General features: G+C 58.0%; 13 protein-coding genes and 1 pseudogene. 9 read left to right on the top strand and 5 right to left on the bottom strand.

Going from position 1 to position 17,070, the window contains the following annotated elements; translation table 11 throughout:
* Positions 1-38: 38 nt before the first annotated feature.
* The 3 genes from ACZ5G6_RS10270 to ACZ5G6_RS10260 all read right to left on the bottom strand — a co-directional run bounded on the left by ACZ5G6_RS10270 (position 39) and on the right by ACZ5G6_RS10260 (position 3,009).
* Positions 39-860: a carbohydrate ABC transporter permease gene (locus ACZ5G6_RS10270; protein ID WP_498691237.1), complete on the bottom strand. Its 822-nt coding sequence runs from the start codon at positions 858-860 to the stop codon at positions 39-41.
* Entirely contained in the window at positions 857-1,819 is a 963-nt protein-coding gene (locus ACZ5G6_RS10265; RefSeq protein ID WP_498691236.1) for a carbohydrate ABC transporter permease, read from the bottom strand. Before ACZ5G6_RS10265 ends, ACZ5G6_RS10270 begins: the two co-directional genes overlap by 4 nt.
* Positions 1,820-2,211: 392 nt before the next feature.
* Positions 2,212-3,009, bottom strand: coding sequence for an IclR family transcriptional regulator (locus tag ACZ5G6_RS10260; protein ID WP_498691235.1), 798 nt, complete (start codon positions 3,007-3,009; stop codon positions 2,212-2,214).
* Positions 3,010-3,379: 370 nt separating this feature from the next.
* On the opposite strand from ACZ5G6_RS10260, the gene ACZ5G6_RS10255 reads away from it, so the two are divergent.
* The 5 genes from ACZ5G6_RS10255 (at position 3,380) to ACZ5G6_RS10235 (ending at position 9,758) form a co-directional block, all read left to right on the top strand.
* Positions 3,380-4,783 carry an MmgE/PrpD family protein gene (locus ACZ5G6_RS10255; RefSeq protein ID WP_498691233.1) on the top strand — a complete coding sequence of 468 codons (1,404 nt, stop codon included), beginning with the start codon at positions 3,380-3,382 and terminating at the stop codon, positions 4,781-4,783.
* A gap of 76 nt (positions 4,784-4,859) precedes the next feature.
* On the top strand, positions 4,860-6,206 hold the full coding sequence (locus ACZ5G6_RS10250; protein WP_498691229.1) for an MFS transporter: 1,347 nt from the start codon (positions 4,860-4,862) through the stop codon (positions 6,204-6,206).
* 78 nt (positions 6,207-6,284) lie between these two features.
* Positions 6,285-7,757 carry an aldehyde dehydrogenase gene (locus ACZ5G6_RS10245; protein WP_498691227.1) on the top strand — a complete coding sequence of 491 codons (1,473 nt, stop codon included), beginning with the start codon at positions 6,285-6,287 and terminating at the stop codon, positions 7,755-7,757.
* Between the two features lie 104 nt (positions 7,758-7,861).
* Positions 7,862-8,875, top strand: a complete 1,014-nt coding sequence (locus ACZ5G6_RS10240; RefSeq protein WP_498691225.1) for a zinc-binding dehydrogenase — start codon at positions 7,862-7,864, stop codon at positions 8,873-8,875.
* 85 nt (positions 8,876-8,960) lie between these two features.
* Positions 8,961-9,758, top strand: a complete 798-nt coding sequence (locus tag ACZ5G6_RS10235; protein ID WP_498691224.1) for an IclR family transcriptional regulator — start codon at positions 8,961-8,963, stop codon at positions 9,756-9,758.
* 65 nt (positions 9,759-9,823) lie between these two features.
* Here the strand turns inward: ACZ5G6_RS10235 and ACZ5G6_RS10230 are convergent, their stop codons facing one another.
* Together ACZ5G6_RS10230 and ACZ5G6_RS10225 are read right to left on the bottom strand one after the other, a co-directional pair.
* The gene (locus ACZ5G6_RS10230; protein ID WP_498691222.1) at positions 9,824-11,080 is read right to left on the bottom strand and encodes an MFS transporter; all 1,257 of its coding nucleotides are present in this window, start codon (positions 11,078-11,080) and stop codon (positions 9,824-9,826) included.
* Between the two features lie 138 nt (positions 11,081-11,218).
* Positions 11,219-12,557 (bottom strand): annotated as a pseudogene (locus ACZ5G6_RS10225) (amylo-alpha-1,6-glucosidase); the annotation flags it as partial.
* Between the two features lie 116 nt (positions 12,558-12,673).
* On the opposite strand from ACZ5G6_RS10225, the gene ACZ5G6_RS10220 reads away from it, so the two are divergent.
* From ACZ5G6_RS10220 to ACZ5G6_RS10205, 4 genes are all read left to right on the top strand, one after another.
* Positions 12,674-13,456, top strand: a complete 783-nt coding sequence (locus tag ACZ5G6_RS10220; protein WP_498691219.1) for an IclR family transcriptional regulator — start codon at positions 12,674-12,676, stop codon at positions 13,454-13,456.
* A 422-nt stretch (positions 13,457-13,878) separates the two neighbouring features.
* A complete protein-coding gene (locus ACZ5G6_RS10215; protein ID WP_498691217.1) occupies positions 13,879-14,637 on the top strand; it encodes an SDR family NAD(P)-dependent oxidoreductase in 759 nt (252 codons plus the stop codon).
* A gap of 30 nt (positions 14,638-14,667) precedes the next feature.
* The gene (locus tag ACZ5G6_RS10210; RefSeq protein ID WP_498691215.1) at positions 14,668-15,570 is read left to right on the top strand and encodes an SMP-30/gluconolactonase/LRE family protein; all 903 of its coding nucleotides are present in this window, start codon (positions 14,668-14,670) and stop codon (positions 15,568-15,570) included.
* Positions 15,571-15,624: 54 nt separating this feature from the next.
* Positions 15,625-17,007: an MmgE/PrpD family protein gene (locus ACZ5G6_RS10205; RefSeq protein ID WP_498691212.1), complete on the top strand. Its 1,383-nt coding sequence runs from the start codon at positions 15,625-15,627 to the stop codon at positions 17,005-17,007.
* Positions 17,008-17,070: the final 63 nt, after the last annotated feature.

The following is a 17,070-nucleotide window of genomic DNA, read 5'->3' as shown; positions in this document are numbered from 1 at the left end:
TGATCCGGCTGGAGTCGGACCGGGGTAATACGGCTTGGCTAGCCCTTCAGTCCGCTAGCGAAGCCTTTGATAATGGTCTTTTGCATCGCAAAGTACGCGATGAGTATGGGAGCGACGGTAATAACCAGCCCAGCGAACACAAGGTTCCATTCCGATACGTACTGTCCTACAAACGAGAACAGGGCTACAGGAACCGTCTGCTGGGAACTGCCACTCAAATAGAGGAGCGGCGTCAAGAAATCATTCCAAACGGTCAGTACATTCAAAATGACCACTGTTCCGGTAATCGGTCGGACCAGCGGAAAGATGACGGAAACGAAGGTTTTGACGGGGCCGGCACCGTCAACAGCAGCGGCTTCTTCATAGTCGAGCGGAACAGCTCGAATGAATCCCGTGTAGAGGAAGACGGAGAAGGGCACTTGGTGGCCGGCGTAGTACAAAACCAGCGAAATCGGATTCCCAATGAGGCCCAGGTCCCGGATGGTCGTATAGAGGGGTATGAGCGCCAGCTGGAACGGCAGAGCGAGCCCAAGCATGAACAGGAAGAACATCCAGCGTGACCACCGCTTAGTGACGCGGGCCAGAGGGTAGGCGGCGAGAGCCGAAACGACTACGATGATGCCAACGCTGAAGACGGTGACGAAAGCGCTCGTCAGTAGTGACTGACCGAGGCCCGCCTGGTTCCACGCGTTCGAAAAGTTCTCAAAGCTTGGAGCAGTAACCGGTGCAATTGGCGCTGACTGATCATCGGGCTTCTTCAGAGCGATGTTAATTAACATGTAGATAGGAAAGAAGAAGACTGCCGCCGCGAACACCATCACGCCTTCGAGAGCGAACGTTCGCCATGTATAGCGGTTCACTTGGAGCCTCCCTGCTTGCTCAGCAGCTTATTCTGAGCTGTGGACATGATGACGACGAAGACAGTCAAGACCAGCGCCATGGCGATGCCATAGCTGAAATCACCGAACTGGAAGGCATTCTTGTAAATCAGCGTCGACATCGTGTCTGTTGCGGTACCAGGACCGCCCGAAGTCATGACCCAAATCTGGTCGAACAGTTTCAGACCGCCAATAATGGACAGCATCAAGTTGATCGTGATTGCCGGAGCCAACTCAGGCCGAACGACGTACCAGAAGCGTCGAATGGCGCCGGCGCCATCGATGCGGGCGGCCTCGAGCACATCCTCAGGTACGCCTTGGAGCCCTGCCAGGTAAATCACCATGGAGTAGCCCGAGAACTGCCAGATCACGGTGGCAATGATCGACCATATTGCGATGTCTGCGTTGCCGAGCCAGTCTTGCTTCAGCCCTTCAAGGTTCAAGGCGGCCAGCAAGTTGTTGATAGCTCCGTCGGGCGTCATGAGGTACTTCCAAAGGAAGGCGGTGGCCACGGGAGTTATCACGGCGGGAGTGAAAAAGAGTACGCGTAGAAGATTCCGGCTCTTGATCTTCGAATGCACCCCGAGAGCCAGCAGAAGGCCAACGAGGTTCTGAAGGACTGTGGTTCCTCCCGCAATCAGCAGGGTATGTCCAACCGCGCCGACGCCAGCAGGATCCTGCAGAAGGCGTTGGAACTGCGCCAATCCCACGAACTCCAGTGTGGTGGACAGCCCGTCCCAGTTGGTAAAGGCATATCCGGCCCCCTGCAAACTTGGCCACAGCACCACGAAGACGTAAAACGCCAGCGCTGGCAACAGGAACCACCAAGGGATGACCCCAACGCGGCTCGGCAACCTTCTCTTCCGCGACATTGACGAGACAACAGCGACCGGCTCTGCGATGCGAACAGAAGGACTCGTCGCTGAGTCGACCCGGTTCATCTGCCCAGCCTCTTCCGGTCTGTAGATAGCGATGACATCGAATCCTTCTTTCTTTGGATCGTTTCAATTTAGTGATTGGAGACCTCCCAACCACTTTGGGCTTTGGGGGGTATGTGAGTCGAACCACGTTCTTGTAAGAAGATATCCCAGATAGCGGGATATTGTCTAGATGTTCCTTTCGACGCCCGGTCGGTGCCTGACGCGCTTGGCGGACTATGCGATGCGTCGCGGAAGCGCAGCCTGAACGACGGCTCGAAGAGAAGGCTCAAAGCTCGAGGGCGGTGCGCGAATGGGAACGACGCCCATACAGGCAACGGGACAAATGGAGTAACCCGACCGGCTTCGGCGGCAAGTAAGGCACTAGCGCCAGTAAGCGCGTCCGCGAGTCATTCTCATTGCTTGACGTCTGGCAGCAAGAGCGAGCCAAGCATGTCCGCGACGGGGATCCTCGAAAGCTTCTCGGCAACTTCCTTCATGACAGGCAAGACCGCTTGGGCCGCCTCCTCATTAAAGCGGAAACTCGGGCCGGAGACAGTGAGCACGCCAACGATCCCGACGCCGCCGGCGGCCCTGATCGGGTACGCCAGGGGCGCTACGCCCTCCTCATGGATATTGGGAATGTAGAGGTACCCATCGGTTCGGGCTTTGCGAATAAGCCGAAGCGCCTCATCGGTGCTTCGTGGGGCCGCCGAACCGTACTCATTAGGGCGCGGGAATCCCTCAGCCTCAAGGCGGGCGATTGCCTCCTCCTCCGAAATATTGCCGAGCAAGAGCAGACCACTTGCCGTACTTGCCAAGGGCAAGTTGCCGCCATGGAGTGGATCATATTTTAACCCCGAGCGCCTGCCTTGAGCCTTGGCTACGCGCACCAAATGCGCTCCCTCGACGAGGTTCAGCCGCGCCAACTCACCGCTCGCCGCCGCCAACTCCTCCAGCAGGGGCCGGGCAAGCTCAACCAACGGAATGAGCTCAATATATTGGAGCGCGTGCGACGTTGATTTGAGGGTCAAGTGGTAGCGGCCGGCGTCATCGAGTCGGGAGTAACCGAGCCGCGTCAGTTCTCCCATGAGCCGGTGCGTGGGACCTTTCGCTACCCCCAAGGCCGACGCAATCTCCGTGAAGCTCAGCCCACGAGGAGCATGGCTCAGCAGTTCGATAGTTTGAAGCCCGCGCTCCAGTTCCGCGCTCACGCCTACTCCGCTTCATTCGATTTTGGTTCCGACTCGTCCCGTACGCACCCATGTAGTGCAGGACTCGACTTTACCTCTTCAACTTCATGCCTCTCTCAGGATGCGACGAGAACACCGCTTCAATTCAGCGAGGGCACACATCTCACCCCAGCATTGACCATGTCCAGCATTGTGGGATATTGTCTTTCGTGTTGGAACTAAGTTCCACATTTGCATTCACGTCGACCCACGGCACCAACTGCCGCGTCCATAGGACCCTGCAGAGTTCGCACATCTGGAGTGTCCACAAAGGTCCAAATGAAAGTTCAGCACACAGAGTCGTGTTCGGGTCACGTGTGTAACAAACAGCGAGATTGAGGCAATAGAACGCATGACGGAGACATTATCTAGCCGCGGACGCGACATCGTCCATGATCTGGCTGAGTTTGCTGGGGAAGCGCGGTACGAGGACCTGCCCGCGGACGCGATCACCGGCGCCAAGAAGACCATCCTTGACACGCTTGGGGTGATCCTGGCTGCGAGCGGCGTGGAACCGGCACTGTCCCCCATCATTGAATTGCTCAGGGAAAGCGGTGGCCGGGCCGAGTCTTCCGTATTGGGCTTCGGCGGAAAGGCGCCGGCTCTTATGGCTGCGTTTGCCAACGGCGCCATGGCCCACTGTCTTGATTTTGATGACCAGACACCATGGGGACAGCATGCCGGCAGCAGTATTATTCCTGCGGTCTTCGCTGTAGCAGAAAGGAAAGGTGGTGTCACCGGCCAGGACCTCCTGGCCGGAGTGGCGGTTGGACAGGACATTTTCGCCAGACTCCGACGCAACATCGACTGGCGCAAGGACTGGAATCTTTCAACAACCATGGGCGTCTTTGCAGCTACTGCCGCCGCGTCCCGAGTGCTGCGCCTCCCGCCAGAACAAGTGGCCAATGCGCTAAGCATTGCCAGCATGCAATCTTCCGGGGTCAACGAGACCGTCTTCGCAACGGGCAGTGATCTTCACGGAATCTACGCCGGTTTCTCTGCTAAAGGCGCCGCGCTCGCCACCCTGCTCGCCCAGAAGGGTACAACCGGCGTGTCCACACTCTTCGAGGGTGAACACGGCGTTTTCAACACATACTTCGCTGGCCGCTACGATCGCGAGAACATGGTCAAGGATTTGGGCCAGGTCTTCCACGGCGGGACAACCCTCTACAAGTTCTGGCCTTCCGTCGGAACATCGCATGGCCACATACACGCCGTCATTCAGATCCTGGCTGAACAGTCGCTCCACATTGACGAAGTCAGCGAGATCCGCGTCTTCGTGGGCGATCACCATGAGTTGATGTGCCGCCCCCTACCTGCCCGACGCACCCCGGCTACCGCTGTCGATGCAAAATTCAGTCTGCCCTTCCTAGTAGCTGTTGCCGCCGTGCGAGGCACCGTAGTCGTCTCGGACTTTGACGAAGCGACTCGACAAGACCCAGCGATCCTCGCCGCGGCAGAGAAGGTCGTCCCAGTGGCAGACACAACCCTGGACTGGGAATACGACATGTTGCCGGGACGGGTGGAAATTCGCACTCGTGATGGGCGCAGCTTCACGAAAACAGGAAATGCACTGCCTGGAAGCCCTGAGTCCCCATTGACATGGGATCAGGTTGCCCTGAAGTTCGGCACGTGCGCCGCAGCAGCCATGAACCAGCCCACTTACAAACAGATCGCCGAGGCCCAGGAAATCGCCCGCACCATGGAGTCGCAAGCGGACGCAACGAGTCTTATCAGGGCAGTCCAAAACGACTGACGGTTCGGATCAATTCAACAAAACGCCACTCCGAGGGCGATCCACAAGTTTCAAAGGAACTCAAAGAGGAGAAACCATGAAAACATCGAAGTCCAAAGTCCGCCCACATCAGAGACTGATGGGCGGCGCCATCGGCAACGTCGTCGAGACCTTTGACTGGTCCGTATACGCACTGACAGCACCTGCTCTGGCCCTTCATTTCTTTCCCAAAGGCGATCCAGGCGCTGCACTTCTAGGAACCTTTGCTGTATTTGCAGCCGCGTTCTTCGCTCGGCCACTCGGAGGAGTTATCTTCGGCATCCTCGGCGACCGTCTCGGCCGGCTTCGTATCCTGACTCTGACCGTTCTGATGATGGGTGGCGGCACACTTGTGACGGGTCTGCTTCCGTCGTACGAGACGATCGGCCTCGCTGCACCGATCCTGCTGGCAACTTGCCGCATCATCCAGGGGCTGTCGATGGGTGGTGAATCTTCCGGTGGCTACACCTATGTCATTGAATCCGCTCCGGCAGGCAAGCGAGGACTGTGGATCGGCGTGGTCATGTTCGCCATCTACTTGCCTCACACATTCCTTTCCCTCACGATCGTCGGTGTCCAGGGCGCCATGGGAGATGCCTACATGGACTGGGGATGGAGGGTGCCCTTCATCTTTGGCGGTGTGCTCGCATTGGTCGGATTCTGGTTGAGGAAAAACCTCGATGACCCTGAGGAGTTCTCAGACGCGACGGCCCAGAAAGTCACCATCAAAGACACTCTCAGGGGACTTGCTGCCTCCTGGAAATCCATCGGGCGCATTCTCTTGCTCCAGGCTCCCCAGGCAGCAGTGGCATACCTGATCGTCGGATACATGTACACCTTCGTCGTAACTGAAGGCGGCCTCAAGCAGATCGACGCCCAGTGGACGAGCGGAGCGGCAGTACTGCTACTGGCATGCCTTGGTCCGGTATTCGGCAAGCTCAGCGACAAGGTGGGCCGCAAGCCCGTCATTTGGACGGGATTCATTTGGCTGACAGTTACCGCCTATCCGGCGTTTGCCTTGGCATCGAACGGCACAGTCATTGGCGCTCTACTCGGCCAGTGCATTCTTGCAACCGCCAGTGCGCTCATTACCTCCGCATACTTCGTGGTTGCGGTAGAGATCTTCCCGACGCGGGTGCGGTATGCCGGGCATGGACTTGCTTTCAACCTCGCCGCTGCTGTCTTTGGCGGAACGACTCCACTCGTCGCCACAGCTTTGGTAGACCAATTCAACACACCTGTGGCACCTGCCTTCTACGCCATCGGGATCGCGCTGACCTTGGGCGTTGTTGGATTGATCCTCACCCCCGAAACACGGCACGTCAGCCTGCGCCACTCGCTGCTCGGCAAGGGCGACGAAGACACTCACGACAGCGCTGAAAAGTCCGACGTCGCCTCACGGTGAACATGACCGCAGCAACCTGCATTAGTCCATCAACGCAACCCATATCCACTCCCCCTGTAGTTCTGGAGACGACTCAAAATGACAACCAGCTTGATGACTGCCCATGATTCGCTCTTTATCGGTGGTGAATGGATCGCTTCAACAAGTCCTCACCGCATCGAAGTGGTTTCGCCCTGGAGCGAGGAGGTCATTGCAACTGTGCCCTCCGCATCCCGGCAAGACATGGACCGAGCCGTCGCTGCAGCGAGGCGCGCACTGAATGTAGGTCCTTGGGCAACCATGGCCTTGGAGCAGCGGATCCAGATCCTTACGCGGTTCCGCGAGCTACTTGTCCAGCGTGCCGAGGAACTCTCGCAGCTCATCACGGCCGAAATGGGCTGTCCGATAACGCAATCCCGCAACATTCAGGTCGTCAATCCGGTCGGCATTCTGGACGCTTACCTGGAGACCGCCCGGACATACTCCTTCCGAGCGCTCCGACATTCCGCAAACGGCCATGCTCTCGTTACCCGGGAACCTGTCGGTGTCGTCGCAGCGGTTGTTCCTTGGAATGTACCGGCATCCCTGACTGCCCAAAAGCTTGTACCGGCGTTGCTAACCGGCTGCACCGTCGTACTCAAACCTGCGCCTGAGACACCCTTGGATGCATACTTTGTGGCACAGCTGTTCGAGGAAGCCGGACTGCCCCCAGGTGTCTTGAACGTTGTGCCAGCTGATCGCGAGGTCAGCGAGTACCTCGTTGCGCACGCAGACGTGAACAAGGTTACCTTCACGGGCTCGAGCGTTGCCGGACGACGCATTGCGGAGCTTTGTGGACAGGATCTAAGGCGTGTCACCTTGGAGCTGGGCGGCAAGTCGGCAGCCGTCATTCTGGAGGACGCCGATCTGGATTCTGCAGTCTCAGCCTTGCGCCTGGGTTCGTTCCGAAACAACGGGCAAGTGTGCAGTCTCAAAACCCGCCTGTTGGTGCCTTCAACTCTCAAGGACGAGTTCCTGGACCGTGTGGACGCGTTGATCGACACCATGGCAGTTGGCGACCCGAGGGAAGAAAGTACGGAGATCGGGCCACTCGTGAGCTCCCGCCAGCGGGATCGGGTGGAGAATTACATCGCTTCGGGCTCCTCAGAAGGGGCAAGGCTCGTCCGGGGTGGCGGCCGACCCGCCGGGCTGGACAAGGGATGGTTCGTTGAGCCCACAGTTTTCACCGATGTGGACCCCAACGCAACCATTGCGCAAGAGGAAATCTTCGGACCGGTGGTGGCTGTTATTCCCTATAAGGACGAGGACGAAGCAATCGCGATTGCTAACAACTCCATTTATGGGCTCAACGGTTCAGTCTTCACGTCCGACTTAGAGCGTGGCTTGCGTGTTGCCAGCCAACTGCAAACAGGAACAGTTGAATTGAACGGAAGCCCTGCCGGATTCGGTGCCCCGATGGGAGGCGTCAAACAAAGTGGGCTGGGGCGCGAATTTGGACCAGAAGGACTTGACGCTTTTGTGGAGCTGAAGGCAATTGGAATTCCGCAGGAACTTGCCGCTTCGCTTCTGTGAGTCGCCCACCAACAGGGCCTGCCTGTAACCCCCATCCCGTCGACAGCACAATCAACGGCAAACGCGCGCCCAAGAGTCGCGTTAGATGTAGAGGAGAGAATTAGATGCAAGGTGCGTTGTTCACCGGAGACCGCGGAATTGAGATTCGTGAGTTTCCCGATCCCGTCCCAGGTCCGGATGAAGTTGTTGTCGAAGTACGTGCATCGGGGATGTGCGGCTCGGATTTGCATGAGTACCGAAAGCCTCATGGGCAGACACACGCTGCCATTGCCGGGCATGAACCGGCGGGAGTAGTCGTTGCGGTTGGCAGCTTGGTGCCGGAATCTTGGATCGGGCGAGCAGTGATGATCCACCATTACATAGGCTGCGGACGCTGTGACCAATGTCGGACGGGATGGACACACCTGTGCCGCGTGGAGCACCGTGCCCTCGGCTATGCAATAGACGGAGGACATGCCAACTTCATCAAAGTCCCATTCTCCGTTGTCATGGCGCTACCGGAGGGGCTTTCCTTCGAAGCAGCCGCCGCCATCAGTTGCGGGACCGGAACAGCGTGGGGGGCCTTGGAAATGATCAACCTCCGTGGCGACGACACGATCGCCATCTTCGGTCAGGGACCGGTTGGACTCTCTGCGACGCAACTGGCAACAGCCTTGGGGGCAAAAGTCATAGCCTTTGACATTGAGCCTCATCGCTTGGAACGTGCACGGGAGTTCGGCGCTACCGAAGCCATCAACCCCCTTGAGGTTGGGTCCGTCAGAGATGCGGTGCTGGAACTCACCAACGGCCGCGGTGTGAACAAAAGCCTGGAGACGTCCGGCGCTCCAATCGCAGCCAATCAGGCTCTCGAAGTACTCGGACTCTGGAGCACGGTGTGCTGGGTCGGGCGCGGGGCTCCACTCAAGGTTGACTTGACTGAGCTGCTTTCGAAGCAAGTCACGGCCAAAACCTCCTGGACCCTGTCTACGGAGCAAATGGGTCGCTTGGCTGATTTCGTTCTTGACCGCGGCGTTGAGGTCGATGCCCTCTTCACCGATCGTTGGAAGCTGAGCCAGGCGGCGGAAGCCTACTTGTGGTTTGACCGGCAGAGCAGCGGCAAAGGCGTCATCGTACCGTAGGGCAACGTAGCTGGCGCAGCGGAACTTGCCACGTCTAGTTGATGACCGGCACCGGTGGAGAAGCGGAAGAGTCAGGTTCAGCAACATGGGTCTATTCAGTAGCCAGATCCCCACGGAGCCCGAGTCCCCCACGGCAGCCGGAAGTTTGGCGCCTATGCTCCAGGTTCTGGCGCTATTCGACGGAGAGGAATCCGTTAGATCCGCAGCTTCTCTTATCGAAGCACTTGGAACGTCACGAGCCACTGGATACCGCCACATCAAGACCCTCTACGACGCCGGCCTGCTCACGACTGTTCGGAACGGCTACTACAGCCTCGGACCCCGGATCATTGAGCTGGATCTGCAAATCCGGGAAGCCGATCCTCTTTTGCTGGCGAGCCATGGCATCTTGGAGGAATTGGCTGGCAGGGTCGGCCGTTCAGCGTTACTCCTTGCGGTATTTCCCGACTATTCCGTCCTTTGCCTCGGCGAGAGCAACCCAACCTGGCCCTCGTCGGGTCGCTCCCGCCGGGGGCAGAGGCAATCGCTGTTTCACGATGGAGGTTCAATAGTTATTCTGGCTCATTTACCCCATCACCGACTGAAATCGATTTATCGCGTCCATTCCAAAGAGATCGAAGCGCGTGGCCTTGGCAGCACGTGGAGCGACTTTCGCCAAGGCTTGGCGGCCATCAAGCACGACGGCTTTCACGTGACAACCGCTGAATACGCTCGCGTCCATGGCGTTGCCGCGCCGATCCTCTCCAACCGCAACATGGCGGTAGGCAGCATTGCAGTCGCTGACGTCATCTCGACGACGGACATTTCCGACGTCATCCGTTACGTCAAAGAGGCGGCCGCGGGCGCGTCAGAGAAGCTTCTCAAATTGACAGCGCCTGCATAGCGTTGGCGGCTGGGTCCCTAGACGCCACCACGGCCAAGCGATTCCCCTTGGAACTACATACGATCTCACCGCTGTTTGGCTGGAAGATTTGGAGGCTCGTGCGTTGCGCGAGGGACAGAGTGGCCGCCCTTGAGCGCCCGGTTTCTCTGAAAAAGCCACAAAATCAGCGCAAAGGTGACGACCAACGCTGAACACGTCATGATCGCCGACCATTGACCGACGTGCCAAAGTCCAGCCGCGAGTGTTGAACCGGTTGCCCCTCCAATGAAGTTGCTGACAATGTGCGCGGTGTTGAGGCGGCTCCGGGCAGCGGGGTTTATTGAGACCATCATTGTTTGGAGTAGGACCAGTGAGGACTGCGCGCCCACAGACAACAGAGCGACTGCAATTAGTATTGCGACGATGGAGCTGGCGCCAAATCCAGCAATAGCAACCGCGGCCAGCGTGAGAACCAGCCCAACTCCGATGGCTGGGACGGCCCATCCACGGTCATAGAGCCTACCCGTTGCTTGGGCGCCGACGACCCCCACGACGCCCAACAGACTAACAAGTCCAATGTTCGACGCGGGAAAGGAAAACGGAGGAGCCGCTAAAAGGAGGGTAAGGCCTGTCCAAAAAGCCGTAAATACGCACATTAGGGCGGCTCCGAACAGCGGGATGACCCTGCCGCGCCTGTTCTGCAGCGCTACCCGGACAACAGAGCAGAGAAGACGACCATACGGAATGCGTTTTCGGGGCTTCGTGCTCGGTATGGCCCTCCACATGATGGCGGACAGCACAAGTATGACTACTGACGCCAGTGCATAAATCATCCGCCAACCGAAAGCGTCTCCCACCATTCCACTGATCACCCTGGATAAGAGAATCCCCGTTAGGAGTCCGGACGCAACGGTGCCGAGCACGCGCCCCCGTTGTTCATCCGTGGCCAAGTCCCCCGCAAGAGGAAGGAGCATTTGCCCAGCTACGTTCGTGAAACCAACCAAGGCCAGTGTTGATAACAAGACCGCGAAGTTGGGCGCGAGGACGCAACCCGCCAACGCGATGGAGCAACCGACCATGATTGCCGGGATAAGACGCTTTCGGTTGGTGGTGTCTCCCAGTGGCACCACCAGGAACACGCCAACCGCGTAGCCGATCTGTGTAAGAGTTACCAAGAGGCCGGCAGTACCGGGCGCCACCCCAAGTTCTCCAGCAATATCACCCAACAGTGGTTGGGCCCAGTACAGATTCCCAACACCGGCACCGCCTACGACGGCAAAGAGAACGGTTAATCTCAGTCTTATCCCGGGATTCTTGGCAGCGGATTCTTGACGGGCGATCATCGAGTGATCCCTTTCCAGGCGGTCAGCAGTAGTTGGGCTTCTCTCCTGAACAAGCAATTGTTGCAGCTCGTTCTCCTTGAGAATATCCCATAGTATGGGATTTCATTAGGGATTGTGAGCATCGACACCCTCTTTGCTCTACTCCGATCCGTCGGTCCGTTCCACCAACCCCGTCGCCCGCGGTCGGATTCCGTGATGGAAGACCATACCGGGCGGCAGCCCCGTCACTCTCGCCCTGGAGCGTGTGATGTCAATAGTGATACGACCCTCCGCCAAGGGGGCATTAGCAATATGCAGGTCCCCAAACGACTCCGAGAGCGCGGGATCCATCCAGAGTCCTCCGCGCGCCACGTCGGCGTAGTAACCCATCAACGTTTTGATCAGCATGATTGGGGTGGTGGCTGCCCACGCCTGTGGGGAACATGCGGTGGAATAGGGAACCGGCTCGTCGAAGTGGTCGCGGCCGAACCCACCAAACAGTTCGGGCAGACGGCCGCCGAAGAAGTCGGCAGCCTCCAGAAGTGCTGTGGAGATCCGTTGACTATGGCTTTTGAAGCCATAGCGCAAGAGCCCGGCCGCAATGATGGCATTGTCATGCGGCCAAACGGAACCATTATGGTAGCTGATGGGTTCTAGCGACCATATCGCTGGCCAGGATCCGGACGCCCCGTCCGCTGAACATTTCTGGAGACATGAGCCTTTCGGCCACAAGCGGCGCCTTGTCCTCATCTACGATGCCGAACAAAAGGCAGTGGCCCATGTTGGAGCTGCAGGCGTCGACAGGGCTCTTCTTTCCGTCCAATGCAATCGCGTGGTAACCCCCGTCAGGCAACCAAAACTGCTCGTTGAATCGCTTCTTCAACTGACCTGCGAGGTTCCGGTACGTGACCGCCAAACCGGTGTCGCGGGCGTCGTATGCCAACCACGATCGCGCCACGTAGGCCCCGTATACATAGGCTTGGACCTCGCACAACGCGATAGGCGGCTCGGCCAACCTGCCATCGGCAAATTGATGCCATCCCACTAGTCTTTCCACCCCTGATTGATCAACCCATGGGCGTTGAGGCGTGCACATTCGACGAAACCGTCGCCGTCTTTGTCGCCATACGTCTGGACCCACTCCAATGCCCGGTCCACGTGGGGCAACAGGGCCTTAACCGCTTGGGGCGCAAATCCCCAGCGGCTCATTTCACCAAACAAAGCGACGAACAAGGGTGTTGAATCAACGCTGCCGAAATAGGTGGATTTGCCTCCCAGGGCCATTCCGCTGGTCACACCGAATCGAACTTCGTGCAGTATTTGCCGGGCTCCTCCCCGCTCATGGCATCCATGACGGAACCTTGGTGGTCGGCCAAGGTCTGAAGGGTACCGAAGGCCAAGTGTAGGGTCGACCGGCAATGCCATGAGGGACGCCCCACAACGAGTCCCTGCCGAACAAAGTCATGAACCACGGCGCTCCAGCCGCCACGACTTCGCGCAACGCCATAGAGCCAGGCCATTATTTGACTCAACGTCACAGTGACGTTACGTTTCATATATAAAACTTCTCCGGCTAGTTCGTCCTTCAATCGGACGGGAAGAGCGAGGCTGCACGTGACCGCCGAGGCTACTGACAGCAAGTATCGCGCTCCAGCACTGTCCAAAGGCCTCGATATCCTGGAGCTGCTGTCGACGGCCGACAATGGACTCAGCCAGTCTGATATAGGTAAAGAGCTGGGCCGGACCACCTCGGAGATTTTCCGGGTACTGATGGTACTGCGCGAACGCGGCTATGTGGATCTGGACGACGCCGAACGCTACCACTTGACGACCAGGTTGTTCGAAGTTGCCCATAGGCACCCGATCATTAAGCGGTTGACTTCGATCGCTGGCGACGAGATGCAAAAACTTGCCAACCGAATCAGCCAAAGCATCCATCTCTGCATCATGAACTCAGGCAGACTGTTGGTCATTGCACAGGTTGACTGCCCAGATACCAACGTCAACACAGTGAGGCTTGGATCCCAGATCGCCATCGACGATTCCGCTTCCGGCCGCGTCCTGGCCGCCTTCATGGACGACGACGAGCTGGCCAACCTCCTGACGCTGGCTGGCAATGAAACCAGCTCCAGGAGGGCACGATTCCTTGCCGACCTGCCGGAGGTGCGCAGTGCCGGCTACTGCCAAGGAAAGTCCCTCACCATTGAAGGGGTAACCAACATCTCCGCACCCGTGTTCGATTTCACCGGAAGAGCAATCGCAGCGGTCACAGCACCCTATATTCACCGGCTGACTGGAACGAACAATATGCCGGTAGACCAGGCGCGGGAGCTGCTTGTGGCAACATGCAAGGAGCTCTCCCGTCGCATGGGCGCCGGGGTCGTAAACGGCGGCTAAGTCAGCCCTTTCCTGACTGGAATCCCCAGGAGTTACCTGCCTTCCGCAGCGCGGGCCGCGGGATGATGAGACGCCCGAAAACTCCACATCTCTCATGAGCCCGACAGCCATGCTGCCAACGTCGGCGTCAGCCTGCCACGGAATGCGCCTCTAGGCCCGCCCGAATCCTTTGCGCCCCAAACTCGGCATGCCGACGTATCTGCCCCATAGTTGGCCCGAAAAGATGGCCCCGACCCTACTCGTCGACTGCTGCGATTGCGGGTTCGGTTGAGGCCGGGCGCCTGCGTGTTCAAACATCCCGCATAGTGACACTATTGACACCCCAATTCATATATGGAAGTCTATTTTACATACGAAACACACTTTTTTGCCGCTTCCCTTGATGGTCTAGAGAACGCAGCAGAATCACATAAGGAGTCTCAATGAAGCGATTCGATGGGCGTACCGTCGTTGTTACCGGTGCCGGAAGTGGCATCGGCGCCGCAAGCTTGAAGAGGTTGGTGGCCGAAGGCGCCAGGGTTGTCGCCGTCGACGTGGCCCAAGAAGGCGTTGAAGCTGCCCTCAAGGCTGCCGGCGAACACGCAGACCGGGTACAGGGCGCGGTGCTGGACGTTTGTGACCGGGACGCGGCGGTAGCTCTCCTAGCTGAACTGCGTACCTCGCTTGGGAGCCTCAATGGCCTTGTCAACTGTGCAGGTATCACCGGCGAAGGTAGCATCGTTGACACCAATCCCGAAAAGCACCAAAAAATCATGGCTGTCAACCTCGACGGGACGATCAATATGTGCCAGGCATTCGTCCTTGCTGTTAAAGATGATTCCGAACCCCGCGCAATCGTCAATATCTCATCAGGTGCAGGCGTTTTGGGCGTACCGAATCGCCTGTCCTACGTCGCATCGAAATTCGGCATATCAGGTATTACGAAGTCCATGTCTCCGGAGCTCGGTCCGCTGGGGATCAGGGTTAACGCTGTTGCACCCGGCATGACAAGGACGCCGCTGATCGAATACATGATGAAGGATCCAGACAACGTCGCGCGTTTCAATGCGAAGCACCCCATTGGACGCATCGGAGAGCCTGAAGAAATTGCCGCGGTGATCACATTCCTGCTCACCGACGATGCAAGTTTCATGACCGGATCAGTTGTCTCGGTCGACGGCGGACAGACCGCCTGCCTCTGACCGTCCCATATCAGGAAGAGGGAGAACGTCATGTCCGACATTCAGCTTCTGGTCAATTGCAGGAATCATCTCGGTGAAGGTCCGTTTTGGGATCCACGCGAGCAACGTCTCTACTGGATTGACAGTACAGCGTGCGAAATCTGGAGTTGCAATGAAGACGGAAGCGATGTCCGGACCTACTACGTTCCGACCTACATCGGTTCAATGGCATTGCGCGAACATGGCGGCGCTGTTCTGGCGCTGGCAACCGGGTTCGCTTTCTACGACTTCCAAACTCAAGAAGTCACCCCAATAGCAAACCCTATTGCCGACAAGCCGGGATACCGCTTCAACGACGGCAAAGTGGACAGGGCGGGGCGGTTCTTCGCCGGAACAATGGGACATGATTTCGAACCGGCTGATGTCACGATCGCCAGAAATCCCGGAACCCACGGGTCCCTTTACCGGCTCGACCCCGACCTGTCTGTGACCGAGGTAGAAACGGGGATGATCTGCTCCAACGCTCCTTGCTGGAGCCCCGACAACAAAACGTTCTACTTCGGCGATTCAGAACACAAGGCAATCTGGGCCTACGACTACGACCTCGAGAGTGGCAGCGTCTCCAACAAACGACTGCACATTTCGGACGAGAACTACTCTCGTACCGTCGACGGGGCCACGGTTGACTGCCAAGGCTTCCTCTGGAACGCAAAAGTTCTGGGCGGCCGTATCATCCGCTATGCGCCGGACGGCTCCATTGATCGCCAAATTGAAGTTCCCGTTCGTAACATCACAAGCCTCACTTTCGGCGGTCAGAACATGGACGTCCTCTTCTTCACAAGCATGGCCAAACCAGTCAGGGGCGTTCCCACCACCCAACCAGGCGCGGGTGGGCTTTTCGCTATACGCGGACTGAGCTTTCAGGGCATCCCCGAACCGCGCTTCGCCGGCTGAGCCCTGTGGCTGCAGCGCTGAACCGATTAAACACAACGAAGAAAGATTACGACAATGGGCACCACCGTTGATCTCTCACGAGATTTAGCTGACTTTGCAGCCAAGACCCGCTTCATTGACCTACCTGAACCCGCAGTTGACGCAGCCAAGAAAAGTATCCTGGACACTCTCGGGGTCATGCTTGGTGCCAGCGGCGTGGAACCGGCCGTCAAACCAATCATCGAGTTGATTACAGATGCCGGGGGAAAGGAAGAAGCCCGGATCTTTGGATTCGGGGGGCGCGTACCCGCTGCAGCCGCGGCCTTCGCCAATGGAACCCTGGCACATGGCCTTGACTTCGACAGCCAGACACCTTGGGGAGCGCACCCTGACAGTTCACTCGTACCCGCGCTTCTTGCCTTGGCAGAACGCAAAGGCGACGTGACGGGCCAGGAACTGATCACTGCGGTGGCCGTAGGACAGGAACTATTCATCCGGCTGCGTTGCAACGTCGGCTGGCGGATGGACTGGAATCTTTCCAGTGCCGTCGGCGTCTACGCAGGCGCAGCTGCCTGCGGGTCCCTGTTGGGTCTAACCTCCCAACAAATTGCGCACGCAATGGGCATCGTTAGCCTTAACGCCGGCGGAATCATGCAACAAATCTTCGGTATTGGCAGCGATTTGCGCGGCCTTTACGCAGGATTCATTGCGCAAAGCTCCGTGAATGCCGCCCTGCTCGCTCAAAAGGGAATGCAGGGCATGAAGGACCTGTTCGAAGGTGAGGCCGGCATATTCAACGTCTATTTCAACGGTGAATACAACCGCGAGAAGATATTGGAACGTCTAGGCAGCGAATACCTCAGCTCCGGGATGACGTACAAGTATTGGCCGGCAGTTGGGAATGCCCATACTTACATTCACGCGGCCATCGAATTGGTGAAAGAGCATCCGCTCAAACCCGAAGAAATAGAAACCGTGAACGTGTACGTTGGAGACTTCGCCCAACGCATGAGCCAGCCTCTGAGTGAACGGCAGGCCCCACAAACCATGATGGACGCCAAGTTCTCCCTCCCGTTCACGGTCGCCCTGGCACTTGCCAAGGGCAGCATGAAGATCTCAGACTTCTCAACCCATGCTCTCAGAGACCCAGAGGTTCTGGCATTGGCCGAGAAAGTACGGCCGATCTTTGACCCGGCCTTCAACTGGAACCTCAAGTTGCCCGCTGGCAAGGTTGAGGTCGTAACCCGCGAGGGCCGTCGCATCGAACGGGAAGGCACCGATGTGCCCGGTACACCCGAGCGGCCAATGACGTGGGACGAACTCCTACAGAAATTTAGCGAATGCGCACAAGCATCCGTTCAGCCAGTTTCCCCTGAGAGCATCGCCAAGGCACAAGGCCTCATCAGGTCCATGGAAAACTGCGCGGACATCAGCCAGGTCTTGGAGCTGGTCCGCTAAACACGGCACCGGAAAGTGACAACTCGTCAGATCCCCGCCCCAGAATGGGCACACCTATCAGGA

The organism is Arthrobacter sp. TmtSoilC51 (assembly GCF_055388015.1).
This window is presented reverse-complemented; position numbering and strand designations above follow the sequence as displayed.